Raw genomic sequence first — 17214 nt, 5'->3', positions numbered from 1 at the left:
GCCCGACGACGCGGTGCGGCTCAGCCGCATCGCGAACGAGACGGCCGCCGAGGCCGTGAGTCGCCACCCGCGTCGGCTGCGTGCGATGTCGACGCTGCCGATGTCGGCTCCGGACCGGGTCGTGCGCGAGCTGGAACGCGCGGCGGCGGAGGGCACGTCAGCACGCGGCCGTCGGCGATGCCGTCACCGCCACGCTCGGCGACCAGTCGGACCAGCGTGCGGAACTGGGCGGGCTGCAGCCCGGTGAACGGGAAGCCCGCTCAGGGTGGGCTGCGGTGCTCGCCTGCACCCAGGCATCCTGCCGACCATCCTCAACAGACAGACGCCAGGGTTACGAGACGTCCCTTAAGGTCGTCATCGTGAGCGATCATCACGGCGGCACTTGGACGCTGCATCGGCGCGACGACGGCCGGGTACTCGCTGGTCTCGTGGTGACCGGTGGTGACTTTCCGTGGCTAAATGCTCGTGTGGACCCGAGGGAAGGGCTTGCGGAGGTCCGGACGCTCTTCGCCGAGGAACTGCGGCTGCTCGATGGCGTTGATGAGGACGCGGAGTCCTGGGAGCGCGCATACGAGGCAGTTCGGAACACCGTGACGCTTCGGTACCCGGACGGCCAGGAGGTTCCTGAGTTCCTACTTCACATCGATGGCAACGAGGCGTGGTGGCGGTGGAGCGACGAGCCGTTTAGCGAGGATCAGGCCTAGCCAGCGCGGCCGCTCGGCGGCAGATCCGCCTGCCTGACCTTGGCCGTCAGCGGCTCGGATTGCGTGATCTGCCACGATGGCTGGCTTTCCAGCGGTCGTCTCGAACAACGGCGTCACGAGCGGGCGCGGTGGCGGAGGTTTGCCGCGGGCGATCCGCCGGATGGCGGCGGGCGCGGCGCCACGACTTCCGCGACCATTGCTAGAAATCGGACAGCTCACGGTGCGCGCGCCGGCTATGGACTGTCCGGGGCGGGGCGTCGGCCGTAGACTGACCCGGCTGTCCGGCATCCACTGGTATCTTGGGCTAGTTTAGGTAATTTGCTCCGTCTCCAGCTGCCGCGTTCGGAGCCGGTCAGGATCACTAGCGTGCGATTGTCCTATAGAGGAACCGATGGAAACCACGGTCGATGATTATGTGTCTCACCAATTGGATGTGAGCAAGATCAGCCTCGCCGAACTCCGGGAGGCGAGGCAGGGCGCTTTCGTGCACTGCCTGGAGCGGATTCTCGACGAGTTGGACCGACCACAGGACCCCGTCGCTGGTTTCACCTCCGCGATCTGAACCCCGTCGTGGTCACCACCGCGCCACCGTCACTTCCTCCGGCGTCCGAGTGGCCGCTCGGCGAGTCACCGCTCGACATCGCACCGGCCGGTTGGCGGCCCACCCCGTTCCACGACTTTGTCGTCAAGCTGCACAGTCGGTGCGACCTCGCCTGCGACTACTGCTACATGTACGAGTTGGCCGACCGTTCTTGGCGGGACCGGACGGTCTTCATGCCCGACGAGGTCGTCGACCTGGCGACCCGGCGCATCGCCGAACACGCCCGCGACCACCGCCTGTCGACGATCCGGGTCATCCTGCACGGCGGCGAGCCGCTTCTCGCTCCACCCGCCACGTTGCAGCGGGTGGTCAGCACGCTGCGTGCGGCGCTGTCGCCCGGGACGGCGGCACAGTTCACCGTGCAGACCAACGGCACCCGCCTGACCGAGCAACGCCTGCGCCTGCTGCGCGCCGCCGGCCTGCGGGTCGGGGTCAGCGTGGACGGTGGCCGGGTGGCCAACGACCGGCACCGCCGGCACCTCGGCGGCCGGAGCAGCTTCCCCGCCGTCGACCGCGCGCTGCGGCTGTTGCGCGAGCAGTCCGACCTGTTCGCCGGCATACTCAGCGTCATCGACCTGCGCAACGATCCGGTCGAGACCTACGAGACGCTGCTGGCGTACCAGCCCCCGGCCCTGGACTTCCTGCTGCCGCACGGCAACTGGAGCGAGCCACCGCCGGGCCGTCCGCCCGACACCAGCACCCGGTACGGAGAGTGGCTCGTCGCCGTCTTCGACCGGTGGTACGACGCGCCCCGGCGGGAGACCCGCCTCCGCCTCTTCGAAGAGATCGCCGTGGGCGTACTGGGCGGCCACAGCAGGTCGGAGCAGATCGGACTGAGCCCCGTCGGTGTGATCGTCATCGACGTCGACGGGTCGCTCGAACAGGTCGACACGCTGCGCTCCGCCTACGAGGGCGCCCCGGCCACCGGCCTCACCCTGGCCGATCACCCGTTGGACGCCGCCCTGCGGCACCCGGCCGTCATCGCCCGACAGATCGGCGCGAAGGCACTCGCTCCGGCGTGTCTTGATTGTTCGATTCATCCGGTCTGTGGTGGAGGGTACTATCCGCACCGATACCGTAAGGGCTCAGGATTCCGCAATCCCTCGGTCTACTGCGCCGACCTGCGATATCTGATCGACCACATCGCCGGCCGCGTACAGGCCGATGTCGCCCGAGTGATGAGGCAACGCGCGTGACCGACGTGATCCGACTTCCCGCCCAGTCCTTCAGCCAGCTCGCCGCGGGCCACGGCGACGCCGAGACGATCGCCCGGCTCCGCCGCGGCCAGCTCAGCCGGCGGCTGTTCCTGCTGCGGGCACTGCTGGACGCCGACCCGTCCCCGGCCACCGAGGCCTCGCTGGAACTGCTCGTCCGCGCCCAGGCCCACCGGCCGGAGGCCGTCGACGAGGTACTGCTCGCTCCGCACGTCGGCTCCTGGCTGACGGTCACACTCCGGCGCCTGCGGGCCGGCCCCGCCACGGTGCCGCCCCGCAGTCGCCGCTCCGGCACCACCGTCGGCACCGTCGCGGCCTCCCGCGACGTCGGCCGGCTGGGCGAGATCGCCGCGGCCGCGGCGGCCCGGGCCGGGCTGGACTTCACGATCGAGCTGTCCAGCACCGACGGCCAGGTCATGCTGCCGACGTACGGCCGCGCCGAGTCGGGGACCGGCAGCGTCACCGTCACCGCCGAGGACGGCCGGCTGCGGATCGGCCCGGTCCTGGTACCCACCGACCCGTCGGCGGACGCGCCCGGCTGGTCCGGCCTGCGCGCGATCGCGGCCCAGGCCGCCGGCCGCACGCTGCGGCTGATCATCGACGACCTCGACCCGTGGCGCGACGTCCACCAACTCCGGGCGGCGGGCCGGCTCTCCGACCCCGAGCTGGCCGGGTGGCAGGCGGCCCTCGACGAGGCGTGGCCGGTGCTCGTGCGGTCACACCCCAGCTACGCCGAGGGGATCGCCGCGGGACTCACCACGATCGTCCCGCTGGTCGCCCCCGAGGAGAGTTACGGCGTCAACGCGACCGCCATGGAGTCGTTCGGCGCCGTGTCCCTGACCCCACCTACCGATCCACTCGCCCTGGCGGCGGCGCTGGTACACGAGTGGCAGCACGCCAAACTCGGGGCGCTGCTCGACCTGATCCCGCTGCACCACGCCGATTCAGAACCTCGGCACTACGCCCCGTGGCGCGACGATCCCCGGCCGCTCGGCGGGCTGTTGCACGGTGTCTACGCCTTCTTCGGGGTCACCGACTTCTGGCGGGTGCAACGGCACGTCCAGCGCGACGCCGCCGCCCGGTTCGCCGACTTCGAATTCGCCCGCTGGCGCTCCATGGTCTGGCAGACCACCGAGCTGCTGCACGGGGTCCCGAACCTGACCGAGGAGGGCCAGCGGTTCCTCGCCACGCTGACCGAACGGCAGCGCCGCTGGCTCGCGGAACCCGTCTCCCCGGCTGCGGCCTCGCTGGCCCGGCAGGTCACCGCCGAACACCGGCTCGGCTGGCGCCTGCGCAACCGGATGCCGGATCCGCACCGGGTGCGCCGGCTGGCGGACGACTGGCTGGCCGGGGCGGCGGCCTCACCCGGGCCGATCTCCGCCGTGCTGACCCACGACGTCGGCTGGACCTCGACCCACAACGTCCGATTCGACCTGGCCGGACTCCAGATGGCAGATCCGGAGGGCTTCGACCAGCTCTGCACCGACCCGGCCCAGGTGACCACGCAGGTACCACAGGCGTCCGCCGGCGACATCGCGCAGATCCTCGGCGACCACGCGACCGCCCGCGCCGCCTACCTCCGCCAGATCCTCGACCAGCCGGACGAGCCACGGTCCTGGGTCGGTCTGGCGATCCTCACCGAGCTGAGCGGCGACGGCGCGGACGGGGAGACCGCCGCGCTGCACCAGATGCCGGAACTTGTCGCCGCGCTGCACCGCGAGATCAGGCGTCGCGGTGCCGACGCACCGGACCCGCTCCGGTTGACCCGCTGGCTGCGCCCCCTCGTGGCCGAGGCGCCCGAGGCGGTCAGCCCGGCGGCGGGCGCCCCGCTCGCCGCCCGGGCCTAGCCGCCGTCCTCCCGGACCCGCCGGCGCTCACGTCGGAGGCGGGTCGATCGGGATCGACACCCGATGGCTGGCCAGCAGTTCGGCCGCGTCCGGGTGGTCCAGGCCGACGGTCCGCTCGTACCCGGCGATGGCCGCGTCGCGCAGCTCCCGGGCGGCCGGCCGGTCGCCGAGCGCCGACAGCTCGATCGAGAGGTTCGCGGCGCAGATCAACGTCTCCGGGTGATCCTGGCCGTTCACCTGCCGGGCCGCCGCCAGGGTCTCCCGCAGTAGCGAAGCCGCTCCGGCATGGTCCCGGCTGGCAGCGAGATCGTTGGCGAGGTTGATCATCGCACAGAGGGTGTACGGGTGCTCCATCCCGAGCCCGGCACGGAGTCCGGCGACCGCCCGCTCGTCGAGCCGGCGCCCTTCTGTGTAGTCCCCGAGTAGGCGGAACACGATCGCCAGGTTCGCCATGCAGACGTACGTGAAGGGGTGTTCGTCGCCCAGGACCCGCCGGTAGCCGGTCAGCGTCTCCTCACCCAGCACCCGGGCCTCGGCTAGGGCCCGGGCCCGGGCCACCCGCTCCTGCTCGGTGCGGGGCAGGATGTTGAACAGCGTCATCGCCGCCGAGATCGTGTCGGCGTGGTTCTCCCGGAACCGGCGCAGGCACAGCGAGTACACCTCACGAGCCACCGTCAGCGCTTCGCTGTAGAGACCGATCTTGCGGAGCGTGACCGCGTGCAGCCGGGTCGCCCGCAGCACGTTCGAATGGTCCGGCCGCAGGCTCCGCCGGTGCAGCGGCAGCCACTGCCGCTGCAACCGCAGCGCCTCGTGGTAGCGGCCCAGCCCGTCCAGATCCCGGGAGAGCAGGGTGGCCGTGAACAGGGTGTACGGGTTCGTGTCTCCCAGCACCCGCCGGTAGCGCGCCCAGTTGTCCTCGTCTGTGCGCCGCGCCCGCTCGAAGTCGCCGAGCAATCGGTAATCGACGGCGAGGTTGTTCGCACAGCGCAGGGTGTCCGGGGCGTCCTCACCGAACACCCTGCGGTGCGCCTCGAGCAGCCCCTCGTCCAGTTCGCGGGCCCGCTGCCACTCGCCGAACAGCCTCAGGTCCGCCCCGAAGCTGTTGGCCAGCGCCAACGTGTGTTCGTGGTCGGACCCGAGCGTGTCGCGGGCGATCTCGTACGTCCGTTCGTTCAACCGCCTCGCCTCCTGCGGATTGCCGGCGGAGCGCAGCGCGTTGGCGAGGAACCGGGCGGTGATAATGGTCTGCTCGTTGGCCGCCCCCAGCTTCTCCAGCCACCGGCGGTACGCGATCGAGCCGAGCTCGCGGCTGCTCTCGTAGTCGCCGCTGACGTAGAGGTAGCGGATCTGGTCGAGCACCACCTTGCGGATGTCGTCGGACTCGCCGTCGATCGCCCCGGAGGCCAGCACGTGCGGGTTGAGTTCCGCGTGCCGGGGCCAGATCTCCTGGTCCTCCGTCGGATCACCGGGGTTCGCGGCGGCGAGGAGCTTCTGCACGGCGGTGCGGTAGGTCTCCCGGTCGGCCGGGGTGAGCCGGTCCCGCAGGATCGCCTGCACCAGGCGGTGGATCTGGATGCTGTTGCGGGTCGCGTCCACCTTCGCCAGGCCGTACTTGCCGATGTCCCGCACCGCCCGGCGCAACTGGATGTCGTCCCGGACGGTGGCGTCGAGCAGGCTGGGCAGCCCGGCGTAGCGACCCATCGGCAGCAGTCTGATCGAGATGGGCTCCGAACCGAGGAAGGCGCACAGCTCCAGCAACTGCAACGCGGCGGGGGTCTGCTCGGCCAGCTGATCGAATGCCAGCCCCCAGGTGATCACCACCGGTGTCGAGTACGACGCGGGTGAACTCTCCCGCAGCAACAGGCCGACCCGTTTTTCCAACTGGCCGAGGTACTCGTCGATCGGGGTGCCGGTCGCCAGCATCCAGGCCGCCGCCTGCTCCAGGGCCAGCGGCAGGTCCCCTAGCTGCTCCGCCAGCCGGTCGGTGTCCTCGTCGTCCAGCTCCGGCAGCCGCCGCCGGATCAGCTCGATGCTCTCCTGACGGGTGAAGACATCCACCTCGATGCTGTCCGCCACCCCGGCCCAGTTGTGGTTGCGGGAGGTGATGAGCACATGCCCGCCGGGGTTGCTGAGAAACGGCATCAGGTCCTCGGCCCGGGTCGCGTTGTCGAAGACCAGCAGCCACCGGCCGTACGGCCGTCCGGTGCGCAATGCGTCGTACACGGTCTCCAGGGCCTGCGACACGTCAACGTCGTCGCTGACCAGATCGAGCTTGCGGGCCAGGGCGACGAGCGACTCCCGGATCCGGGTCGGTTGTTCGGCCGGAACCCACCAGATCAGGTCGTAGTCGCTGGCGTACTTGTAGACGTACTCGACGGCGAGCTGGCTCTTGCCGACTCCGCCGAGGCCGTGCACGGTGTGCGGCAGCACCGCGGTGACGTTGTCGGTCAACCGCTGGCGCAGCACGTTGAGCAGTTCTTCCCGCCCGGTGAAGTCGGGGTTGCGGGGCGGCACGTTCCCGAACACCGCCGGCTGCTCCCCGACGCTGGAACGGCCCCGATCTCCTGGAGCGGTCTGTGCGGTCATGTCGTCCCCCTCTTCGGGTGTCGCCGCGATCGGTAGCCGCCGGTCGGTCCGCTGCGTTGGCGTGGCTGGCGGGCCGAGGGCGACCGGAGCCAGCCGCCGCGCGAGTTCCGAGTACCGGCCTCCCAGGCTGCGCAGCACCGTGTAGGCCACCTCGGCGAACGGGCGGCCCAGTCGGGTCGCCAGCCGGTCCGAGACCTGTCCGGCGAGCAGCGCCGGAAAGTCCAGAGCCGCGCCCATGTGCTCGTTGACGTAGCGGGAAACGACGTCGAGGATCCGCAGCGCCTCACCGACCCGCAGTCCGGAGAGTAGTTCCTGCCGTACGCCGGGAAGGAACTCGTAGCGGGCCTGTTCGACCGGCGTGTCCTCGGCCCAGCTCGCCGCGTGGCGCAGCAGCCCGCTCAGGTAGACCTCGGCGAGGTCCTGCGGCTGTGAGCGTGGCAGCATGAGGCGCTGCACCAGGCGCATCACCGGCAGTGTCAGCGGTGCAGCGGCAAGAAACTCGGCGAGTTGACGGGCCTCGTCCGAGGCCATCGCCCGGAACCGGGCGACCCGCTGGGCCGGCGTCAGGTCCAGCGGCTCAGGCGACGGAGGCTCCCGCAGCGGGTCGACGAGCAGCGGACGAGGGTCGGTGGTCAGCAGCGCGACCGCCGCGACCGGGCCGAGGGTGCGGCCACTGACCAGGGCGGCCCCGGCGGCGAACCATCGCGGTGCCAGTTCCAGCACCGGTATCGCGACCGCACCGCGCGGAAGGTGGTCCGGCACCTCGTCACGCAGGCGGGGGTGCAGTTGCGCCGCCGGTGCCGCAGGCCGGGTCGGCCGGACCAGCATGGGGTGCAGCGTCGGGCGGCAGCGGTGCCACAGCCGCTGCGGCAGCGGCTGGACCACGGCGACCGGACCGGAACGGCCCCAGATCGCGAGCCACCGTCGCAGCTCGGGAGCGTCCCAGATGGCGCCGGTGCAGTCGCTCAACACCATCGTCAACTGCCGGCCCTCCGGGTCGACCAGCTCGCGCGGGTCCCGCGCGGTGCTGCCGCCGTCGGAGGTCAGGATCGGCCGGTGGCCCTTGGCGTCCGGCCGCAGGTACCACACCTGGATGCGCCGGAACGTGTGCACCCGCATCCGGTCGGCGAGGGTCCGGATCTCGGTCGCCGTCGCCTCCCAGACCACCATCGATGGGCTGCCGTCGACCAGCAGTACGAGATCCAGCCACGGCTCGGTGACCGGGGTGAGGCACGGTTGGAGCATCCGGGCCTCAGCCGACCGGCGGGCCGTCTCCGCCTCGTCGAGCCGCACGGCGTTCCGGGCGGGTACGGACCGGCGCAGCGGGGCCAGCGCCCGGGCGATCTCCCGGGCGTGCGGCAGGGCGGGCACCCCGGGAGTGCGTACCGGCAGCGAGGACGGGTCGCGGGGCCCGTTGGCGGGCGGCGGCAGGTAGAGCCTGGCGGACGGCTCCGCCTCGGTCACCGCGGGCGTCTCCGGCCGGGCGGGCTGCCGGGCCGGGGGGGTGGACGGCGGCGACGCCGGTGGCTCAGGTGGCGCCCCCGGTGGCGCGTCGCTCGCCGTCGCGGCCGGCCCGGCCCGGGGCGGTCCCGGCTGGCGGGGCAGGAAGCGGGCCAGCCAGATCGCCTCGGCGTACTCCTCGGCCGTCAGGGCCGAGGGAGCGCCGCCGAGGGCGGTGACCAGCCGATCGATCATAGGGTGCCGGCCGCTTCGAGGTCCCGGATCAGGTTCGCCCGCAGCCGGGCGCGGGTCGACTCGGGCGGTCGCGCCCCGGAGGTGACCAGGAAGATCGCGTTCAGCAACTGGTCCGTGGCCACCGCACCCCGGTCGCGCAGGTCGAGGAAGTGCGTGATCAGGTCGGCGCTGGCGGCCACCGCCTCCTCGCCGAGCATCGAGGTGATGATCTGGGCCAGGGCCTGCTCGTCCGGGGGCTGGATGTCCAGTCGCAGGCAGCGGCGCAGGAAGGCAGGTGGGAACTCCCGCTCGGCGTTGCTGGTGATGACGACGACCGGGAAGGCGGCGCAGCGGACCTGGCCGCGCCGTACCGGTGCCCGCAGGGTGCCGTCGCTGGTCATCACCTCCGCCAGGCTCTGGTCCTCCGGCAGCCGGGCCAGTTCCGGGATCTCGAACCGGCCCTCCTCGAAGACGTTGAGCAGGTCGTTGGGGAGCCCCAGGTCGCTCTTGTCCAGCTCGTCGATCAACACCACCCGGGGACGTGCCCAGGGCAGGAGTGCCGTGCCCAGCGGGCCGAGCGTCAGGTAGCGGCCGATGTCCGGTATCTCCTCGGTCCGCCCGGTGGACTGGAAGAGGTTCGTCTCCTGGAGCCGGCCGATCGCGTCATAGCGGTAGAGGCCGTCGTCCACGGTGGAGCGGCTGGTCACCGGCCAGTAGAGCACCGGCCCGAGGCCCAGCTCGTACGCGACGCTGTAGGCGAGGGTGGACTTTCCGGTGCCCGGCTTGCCCGTCACCAGGAGCGGGCGGCGCAGGTAGAGCGCGGCGTTCACCATCTCGATCGCCTCGTCGGTGATCTGGTAGCCGCGGGCCCGCTCGGCGCCCTGCCGGTCCTCCGGCAGCGCGGAGGTGATCAGTGGCCCGCCGCCGAACCGCCGCCACCGGGGCGGCTCGGGGAGCCGCTCGATGCCGCTGTGCGGCCGTCCGGTGCCGAGGTAGATCCGCCAGTCCTCGCCGTCGCCCGTGGCGGAGTCCTCCGGCTGCGGTGGTGAATCCAACACGCTGTCGTCCCTTCCTAGACCGGCGCGCTGAGGGCGTCGGCCGGTGGCACCCGGTCGATCTCGTCCCACAGCAGGGTGAGGTGGAGACCGAGGTGTTCGGAGGAGCCGCCCTCGCTGCCCGCGTCGCGACGCAGCTCCCAGACCAGCTCCCGCAGGTTTGCGACGCTGCGCGCCATGAGCACCTCGGGAATGTACGAATCGAACCGTGACGCCGCCGCGCGATCGCGACACCAGAGGACGACCGGCAGTCCGGCGGTGACCGCGGCGCCGATCGCCGCCTGGATGTGCCGTTCGGCGCCGCTGACGAACAGCACGAGACAGACCGGGTAGTCGTCGTTGCCGAGCAGTCGGGCGTGCAGGTGCTGCGCGACGTACGGCTCGGTGAGCCGCTCGAAGGCGACCGCCCTGGCCTGCACGGCGGAACCCTGCTCGCGCAGCCGCCGGTGCCGCGTTCGCCAGCGGGGACGCATCAGGGAGTTGCGCATCCGGGTGAGGTCGCGGACGACCACCGGGTAGTGCACGCCGAGGGCCGTGTAGAGCCCCGGAGCCGCCACCTGCCACCGGTCGAACTCGTAGTCGAGCAGGGGTCGGGGCACGATGAACTCGACAGTCAGTTGACCGATCTCGGCGGTACTGCGATTGGCCAGTTCGGTGAGCGCCTCATCGATCTTGAGCTGGATCTGCTCCAGTCGGAACCGATCCCCCGGCCCGTCCGGGACGCGTTCCCAGTGCCACGGCAGCCGGCCGGGATCGCCCGGGGTCACCAACCAGGCCTCGAACAGGTACCGGGAGGCGTCGATGCCGTCCGCGTCCAGCAGCACCACGAAGTAGGAGCGGTACTGGTCGCCGTCCGAGGGTCTGGGACCGCCCGCCGACCCGGCCGGCGGCGGGGCCGCCGCCGGACCCGGCGGGACCCCCATCCGCCGGGCGACCTCGTCGGCGAGGCGGCCGGCGATCCGGCGGGCCGGTAGGGCGACCCGGCCCGCAAGGTCGTCCAGGAAGGCGACCAGCGGCGGGCGTACGTCGGGGTCGGAGATCGCGTCCTCCAGCTCCCGGAGTACGGCCGCCAGGTCGGTGACCGGTGGGCGCACCCGCAGACCGAGCCGCGCCACCGCGCCGCGGCACAGGTCCAGCAGCACCGGCGGATCGAGGCCGTCGGCCAGCTCGACGATCCGGCCGCGTTCGTCGGCGGTGAGGATCTCCGGCGGCAGGTGGATGGCGACGAGTGCGCGGAAGCGGTCCAGCTCCGGGCTCTCACCGTCCACTGCCGCCACCGCCTCGGGCAACAGCCGGAGCGCCCCCGGCACCTCCTCGCAGGCCGCGACGAGTCCCCAGAGGTCGGTGAAGGGCACGTCGGAGCGGCGGAAGACCGGCTCGCCGTCGATCAGGTGGCCGAGTTGCCGTACGTACCGGTCGCGGTGGGTGCGTACCTCGGCACCGGTGAGTGCGAGCATCGCGTCGACCAGCCGGCGGTGGTCGTGGGATTCGAGGGTCACCGGCGCCGCCACCCGAGCGCACTTCGGCAGCGCCGGAGGACACCGCTATCGACCATGTCTCCTCCGATGCGATGTCGAGAACCACCCATTGCGGCAGGTCTACAAATAGTACGGAAGCAACCGCGTGCGGTAGAACCCTTCGCACAGGGGAAATCTATTAGCTTAAATCAAACGCATCGGACGGATCGGTGGAATACCGACCGCAGCCAGCGGTGCGGGCCGGTCCGTCGCCCGCAGCGCCTCGTGACCGGCGTGAATGGCGTTGCGGATGTCCGCCACCACCGCTCCGCCCCCGTCCGGCACCGGTGCGCGCAACGCGTCCCGTACGCCGAGCTGGCGGGCGTGCAGCAGGGAGATCAGCTCGTCTCGGCGTACCTCCACGGTCCGCCGGACCTCCTGCAGCCGCGCCAGCGGCGACCGCCACACTCCCTCGGGCCCGCCGTCGCCGGCCGGACCGCCGGACCAGGCCGGGTCGGTGGCGCGCAGCCGGGTGCGGGCGACGTCGAGCCGGCGGATCTGCGCCTCGCCGCAGGCGATGGCCTCCTGGACGGCCGGTCCGATCTCCATGCCTGCGGCCTCGCACTCCACCGCCATCTCCGGGTCGAGCAGGAACGCGCGGGTCAGCGCCGCACCGTCACCGGCCCACGCCGCGGAGAGCACCAGCAGCGGCGGGCACAGCGGCAACGCGTCGACGGAGTCGGTCAGCACCTGGGCCGCGCGCTGGTCGCCGCCCGCCCGCAGCGTGACGACCGCGAGCAGCAGCGCCCCGGCGGTCAGCGCGGCCGTCGGCGCCGGATGGTCGGGCGGGGCCTCCCGCAGCCCTCCGGCGGCCGCCGCGAACGCGTGGCCTGCGGCCCGCCAGCGTCCGCCGATCGCGTGGCTGATCCCGAGTCCCCACCAGGCACCGGCCGTCCCGTCAACGCGCACCGCCGCCTCGAACCGGGTGGTCGCCTCGTCCCAGCCGCCCGCCCGCAGGGCCAGCCAACCCGTACGGTCGGCCAAACCTCTCAGCATCCGCTCCACCGGCTCGGGCAACCCCGCCCCCCAGTGCAGGCGCTCCGCCGCCCAGGGGACGGGCCGCTGGCGGGGCGGGACCGGACCGTCCGACCGGTCGGCACCGCGCCCGTCCCGAACCTCCACCCCGGCCGGCGGCAGGGGCGCGGTCCGGCCGGCCGCCGTGGCCAGGGCCGGGCCCCGGGAGCTCCGGGCGACGTAGAGGTCGCCCTCGCCGTACATCCAGCGGCGGGGCGTCTGCCCGCCGGCCACCGCGACCGAGTCCCTGACGTACCGGTAGAGCTCGTCGGCGGATACCAGTCCGTCACCGTCCAGGTCGGCGTCACCGGTGCGCAGCCCTTCGATCACCGCACCGGCGAAGACGGAGTGCCGAGGGTTGTCGGTCAGCGGCAGCGGCTCGCCGGCCGGCTCCCAGGCGTACTCGTGGGCGGTGGTGGCGGTCAGGACGGCGCGGCCGGTTCCCTCGCCCGGGAACAGGTCCCCGCCGCGGACGCCCGCGTCGCCCTGGTGGGTCAACACCCGCGACACCGCTCCGCTGAAGCAGCAGTCCAGCAGCAGGACCATCCGCTGGCAGGCCGAGCGGTTGAGCAGTCGGTTGATCAGTTCCGTGGGAAGCGCGGTGGCCGGCAGGTCGTCGACGTCCGTGTCGGCGAGAGCGAGGTAGAGCAGCCCGTCAATGTCGCGTCGACCGTGGCAGGCGAAGAAGAGCAGCAGGTGATCCGACCGGCCGGCCGACCGCAGCAGTCGGGCGATCTCCAGCCGCGCCTCGTGCTCGGTCGGGTTGACCAGCAGCCGTACGTCGTAGGCGCCGACCGTCGGGTCACCGAGCAGCCGGGCCAGCACCTGAACGTCGTGTGCCGGAGACCGGAGGCGGGACAGCTTGGGATCGTCGTACTCGTTACAGGCGATCAGAATGGCGCGTCTGCGCGTCACCGGGGAAGTTTCCGGTCGAGCCAGGTCTGGGCGATGTGGCGCTGGTCGGCGGCGGAGACGCCGGTGAGGTCGAGTTCGCTGCCGTCCGGCTCGACGATCCGCACGCCGCGTCCCTGGCGCTGGCCGGCCCAGGCGAGGAGGAGTTCCAGCACCGCGATGATCGACGGGAGAGCGGGTTCGATGGCCAGCGCGACGGCACCGATCATCTCGATCTCGCCGGCACGGGTGCCGTCCGGCGCGACCTCGCTCGGTGCGGGCAACCGTTCCCCGTACGGCGCCAGTTCCAAGGCCAACTGCCGGGCACCGAGTTCCAGCTCGCCAGGTCCGTCCTCCGGGCCCCCGAGCAGGAGCGCGGCGATCGGCAGCCCGCTGTGGTCAGCCATCAGATTCCTCCCCGGGTACGGATCCGTCAGCGTCAATTGCACCATCAGTGGTCAACGCGCCCGGCCGGCGCCGGCGAGGTACCCGTCCGGGCCGGCGTTCCGGCCGGCGGCGAGGGTGCGTGCCGAACCATGAGAAACTTCTATAAGCCGATGTAAAAGGTGCGGTGACCACTGGATCTACCGGCACCGGCACCGGCACCGACACCGGGCCAGCGGCGGGAGGCGACCGGGCCGGCGGCGGCGATCTGGCCCGCGGCGTCGCCAGCTTCGACCGCCTGCTCCGACTGTTCCGCCGGCTCACCACGCCGGAGGGCTCAGCCTGACTGCGGCCTCGACGCTGTACCGGCTGGACGAACTCGGCCCGCACCGCTCTCCGAACTCGGCGCCGCCGAAGGGGTGACCCAGCCCGGGGATGACCCAGCTCTGCCGCCGACCTGACCGCCACCACCGTCGGCTTCCACCGCTACCGTCCGATCCCACCACCGGCCATCTACCCAACACGACTCACCGACGCCGCCGGCCTACCGCTTCGACATCCTCAACCAAGCCCTCACCAACCAGCGACCCACCGAACCGCACTACCACCTGGCCGCGAAGAAGCCGAACGACTCAGCCGTCGACCAGTCATTCAGCTGGGCACCCCCAGGTCGAGAGGCGACAGCGGTTGACGCACCGACATCACCGCTCGGATCTTCCCGGGACCCCTGCCGCGAGCACCCTGGCCCGTCCCTAGATTCCAGTGGGCGTCGATCCCATCTCGTCACCACCCCCGATGTGCCTGTCTGCGATAGCAGGAGCTGCCGCGACTCAGCGGCCATCAGGTCGGGTGCAGATAGGCGGGGCCGTGGCCGGGGTCACGGCCCCGCCGCTTTACCGAGCGTGCGGTGTGACGATGACTTGGGCGCCAACGGCCACGACCTGTTCGCCAGTCAACATCGCTGGTGCCTGAAGGTGGAAGGCGGTCCCGTCGGGCAGCGGAACCTGCAGGAACCACCCGTTGAGCGTCTGCACTAGGTCGCTTTCCCTGCCGTTGACCTGCACCGTGCTCACCCGCTTCGCGCCACCTACGAGGCCCATCAGATTTCTCTCGGGAGCCTTGACGAGATTGACACTGAGCTCCTCGCCGGAGTCGGGGGCGCGCAGGGTCACGATCTTGTTGTCCTTGAAGGCCGCCAACCGCCAACCCGCTGGAGCGAGACGCACCTGCAACGGCACCGACTGGGCATCGTCCGCCACGGTCGCGGCCAGCGCCCGCGCCGCCGCTTCACTGCCGAAGCGCCCATGGCCGGTCAGCGTCACCCACTGGCCAGGTCGGCGCTGCCAACTCAGCACCACCGACGTGCCGGACTGCGCATGATGTTCGACCACGAAGCCGGGCACGCCCTGCAACGAGACGGACCGGACCCGCTCAGGCGCGTCCTGGGGCACATACCGCTCGTCGACGCCGAGGTAGACATCGCTGACGCCATCAGTCGCCCGGAAGACCGCCGTCATCACCGGCCGGCCGCTGCCCTGCTCGTCGCGGACAACACCGCCACTGAAGGTCGGCGCCGCCAGGCCAGCGGGGCGAGGACGCAACCCGATGGGAAACACCGGCGCGTCGAACGCCACGAGCTGCACGCCCGGCGGCCGGCCCGCCGGCGCGCGATGCTCCGACAACACGAATGAACCGCCAGCCGCCGCAGCGACCACGACAGCAACAGCGAAGCCGAGGCCCAACCGCCGATGTTGAAGCGCCCAGCTCGCACGGCTCCAGCCCCACCGACGGCGGACCGGCGCGGCCGGGGCCATCTCGGCCATCAGTCGGTGACGCGCACTGGACAAGGCCGCCGAAGACACCGGCGGCGCGTCCGGACCATGCTCGCGCAGCAATTCGAGATCGTTCACAGCAACTCCTCGTTGATCATCGCCGAGCCAAGGGATTCACGAGTCAGGCGTCGGGCCCGGTTCAGCCGGGACCGGACCGTGCCAACAGGTATGGCGAGCACCGCAGCGATCTCGGCGTAGGACAACCCGGCCCACGCCGTCAGCAACAGCACGTCCCGGTCCCCGCGCTTCAACCGCGCCAGAGCCACAGCCAACTGCTGGCGCAGGGCCTGCGCGTCCGCCCGCTCGACGGCCTCGTCGTCGCTCGACGTCACATCGCTGGTGGTGGCGGCCAACCGGGCCAACATGCGGTAGCGGCGCTCCTCCTGCCGCGCCTGTCGGTGCAACACGTTCGTGGCGATGCCGTACAGCCACGCCCGCGGATCAACACCCTGCGATCGATAAGTCGACCTCCGCCTGAACGCAATCAGAAACGTCTCAGCCAGCAGGTCGTCAGCCGCGCTACCGACCCGGCGCGCCAGATACCGGTGAACGGCCACAGCATGCCGGTCGAACAGCGTCGCGAACCGCTCCGGACACTCGACCGACTCGCGCAACAACACGTCATCGCCCACCAACTGCGACGGTGCCGCGAGCTCCGCCGGTGCAGGCCCCTCCGATCGAGGACCGGCCCGCTCACCCAAAGAAACATCCCTCGCTTCGTACGTTGCGCTCACACCTGCTTATGCCCGCACAGCGCGACCGGGTTCACGACGCCGCCTACCAGATCGACGCCGTTCGTCAGATCGAGGGACCGCACCTTCAGGTGATGGAGGTCCTATCGCGACCTGGACCTCAGTTCCTGCCGTCGCCAGACACGCAAGACGCCATGCTTGGCAACATGCTGGGTACCTTGCCCGGGGCCAGGGACGCCCACGCACCCAGGTATGGCGAAACGATCAACTGGCGGCTGCCTCCGGCGTCGGTGATGCTCTGTCTGCCCTCGTCGCAAAGCTGGCAGGGCTCGGCATGGTGTACGACGAGGGCATCGGGCGACTCGACTACCAGCCGTGTTGGCAGCTAACTCCTTCGGCCGGAACTGCCTTCGGTTCCTGGGAGACCGTCGCTGACGGCCGACGCGGAAACCGCTCTGGTGGCCGCTCGGTGTGAACGCGGTTGCGGGCACCGCCGGATGTCCTCGGATGCCGTTCTGCCTTGTAAAGGCAAGCTTCTCTGCTGTCCTGTGTCGTCTCCTGTCGGTCGACGCCGTTGCGCTCGCTGCCCCCTGGCTGCCTCAGTACGCCTTCTGCCACGTGGTGTTGCTCAAGCGCCGGACACCAACACGTAACAGCCAACCGCCGGCGCAACACAGGGGGATCACCAACCAGGACGGCCACCAAGACCAGCTCTTCGTCCACGAGTACAGTTCGAGGCCCAGTCCAGTGGCGGCCAGCAACCCGCCCGCCATTGCCAAGAGGAGATAAGCGAGACGCCGCCGATGCATGCCGGCAGTAGACCACGGTCCCGCATGACCTGCCCAGAGACGGCCCCGGCACCGTGAGTTTGGATGACGTCGACTGTCAGCTTGGGATCCGACGGCGTACCGATCAACGACGCGGCGAAGGTGATGGGGCACGAGCAGACGTCAACGACGTTGAACCGCTACACCCATTCGACCGCTGAGCGGGACCGCCGGGTGTTGAAGTCCTTTGCTGCCTTCTCGCTGCCTCCGGGCAGCGACTGACCCTCGGATACGAGTCAAGGCCCCTCGATTGAGGGGCCTTGAGCTTGCCATATTCATGGTGGGCGATGCTGGTATCGAACCAGCGACCTCTTCGGTGTGAACGAAGCGCTCTCCCACTGAGCTAATCGCCCTCAGCGCCGTTGACTCTACCCGA

13 protein-coding genes and 1 tRNA gene are annotated in these 17214 nt (G+C 71.1%); 6 read left to right on the top strand and 8 right to left on the bottom strand.

Annotation, left to right across the window (positions count from 1 at the left end):
* The first annotated feature begins 359 nt into the window (after positions 1-359).
* The 4 genes from ACPXB1_RS15250 (at position 360) to ACPXB1_RS15235 (ending at position 4366) form a co-directional block, all read left to right on the top strand.
* Positions 360-704, top strand: a complete 345-nt coding sequence (locus tag ACPXB1_RS15250; protein WP_355596392.1) for a hypothetical protein — start codon at positions 360-362, stop codon at positions 702-704.
* A gap of 433 nt (positions 705-1137) precedes the next feature.
* Positions 1138-1266, top strand: a complete 129-nt coding sequence (gene fxsA, locus ACPXB1_RS15245) for an FxSxx-COOH cyclophane-containing RiPP peptide (RefSeq protein WP_231639982.1) — start codon at positions 1138-1140, stop codon at positions 1264-1266.
* A gap of 8 nt (positions 1267-1274) precedes the next feature.
* A complete protein-coding gene (locus ACPXB1_RS15240; RefSeq protein WP_355596394.1) occupies positions 1275-2501 on the top strand; it encodes an FxsB family cyclophane-forming radical SAM/SPASM peptide maturase in 1227 nt (408 codons plus the stop codon).
* Entirely contained in the window at positions 2498-4366 is a 1869-nt protein-coding gene (locus ACPXB1_RS15235; RefSeq protein WP_425735432.1) for an HEXXH motif domain-containing protein, read from the top strand. The genes ACPXB1_RS15240 and ACPXB1_RS15235 overlap by 4 nt, the downstream gene beginning before the upstream one ends.
* Positions 4367-4393: 27 nt before the next feature.
* Here ACPXB1_RS15235 and fxsT read toward each other — a convergent pair whose 3' ends face one another.
* The 5 genes from fxsT to ACPXB1_RS15210 form a co-directional block, all read right to left on the bottom strand.
* A complete protein-coding gene (gene fxsT, locus ACPXB1_RS15230; protein ID WP_425735431.1) occupies positions 4394-8647 on the bottom strand; it encodes an FxSxx-COOH system tetratricopeptide repeat protein in 4254 nt (1417 codons plus the stop codon).
* Positions 8644-9684, bottom strand: a complete 1041-nt coding sequence (locus ACPXB1_RS15225) for an AAA family ATPase (RefSeq protein WP_355596400.1) — start codon at positions 9682-9684, stop codon at positions 8644-8646. The genes fxsT and ACPXB1_RS15225 overlap by 4 nt, the downstream gene beginning before the upstream one ends.
* Positions 9685-9698: 14 nt before the next feature.
* Positions 9699-11180: an effector-associated domain 2-containing protein gene (locus ACPXB1_RS15220; RefSeq protein ID WP_355596402.1), complete on the bottom strand. Its 1482-nt coding sequence runs from the start codon at positions 11178-11180 to the stop codon at positions 9699-9701.
* Positions 11181-11342: 162 nt separating this feature from the next.
* The gene (locus ACPXB1_RS15215; protein WP_355596404.1) at positions 11343-13127 is read right to left on the bottom strand and encodes a caspase family protein; all 1785 of its coding nucleotides are present in this window, start codon (positions 13125-13127) and stop codon (positions 11343-11345) included.
* Positions 13124-13510 carry a hypothetical protein gene (locus ACPXB1_RS15210; RefSeq protein WP_355596405.1) on the bottom strand — a complete coding sequence of 129 codons (387 nt, stop codon included), beginning with the start codon at positions 13508-13510 and terminating at the stop codon, positions 13124-13126. Before ACPXB1_RS15210 ends, ACPXB1_RS15215 begins: the two co-directional genes overlap by 4 nt.
* A gap of 164 nt (positions 13511-13674) precedes the next feature.
* On the opposite strand from ACPXB1_RS15210, the gene ACPXB1_RS15205 reads away from it, so the two are divergent.
* Entirely contained in the window at positions 13675-13833 is a 159-nt protein-coding gene (locus ACPXB1_RS15205) for a hypothetical protein (RefSeq protein ID WP_425735430.1), read from the top strand.
* Between the two features lie 547 nt (positions 13834-14380).
* Here ACPXB1_RS15205 and ACPXB1_RS15200 read toward each other — a convergent pair.
* Both ACPXB1_RS15200 and ACPXB1_RS15195 read right to left on the bottom strand, forming a co-directional pair.
* Complete coding sequence (locus tag ACPXB1_RS15200) at positions 14381-15397, bottom strand: hypothetical protein (protein WP_355596409.1); 1017 nt, start codon at positions 15395-15397, stop codon at positions 14381-14383.
* On the bottom strand, positions 15394-15951 hold the full coding sequence (locus ACPXB1_RS15195) for an RNA polymerase sigma factor (protein WP_355596411.1): 558 nt from the start codon (positions 15949-15951) through the stop codon (positions 15394-15396). Before ACPXB1_RS15195 ends, ACPXB1_RS15200 begins: the two co-directional genes overlap by 4 nt.
* Before the next feature lie 932 nt (positions 15952-16883).
* Between ACPXB1_RS15195 and ACPXB1_RS15190 the strand changes: the two genes are divergently transcribed.
* On the top strand, positions 16884-17060 hold the full coding sequence (locus ACPXB1_RS15190; protein WP_355629783.1) for a hypothetical protein: 177 nt from the start codon (positions 16884-16886) through the stop codon (positions 17058-17060).
* A gap of 56 nt (positions 17061-17116) precedes the next feature.
* Here the strand turns inward: ACPXB1_RS15190 and ACPXB1_RS15185 are convergent.
* Positions 17117-17191 (bottom strand) — tRNA-Val (locus ACPXB1_RS15185).
* Between the last annotated feature and the right edge of the window lie 23 nt (positions 17192-17214).

The sequence above is a fragment of the Micromonospora sp. DT68 genome (assembly GCF_049847245.1).
Lineage (GTDB): Bacteria > Actinomycetota > Actinomycetes > Mycobacteriales > Micromonosporaceae > Micromonospora > Micromonospora profundi.
Note: the sequence above shows the minus strand (reverse complement) of the source record. Positions and strands in the feature narration are given on the sequence as shown.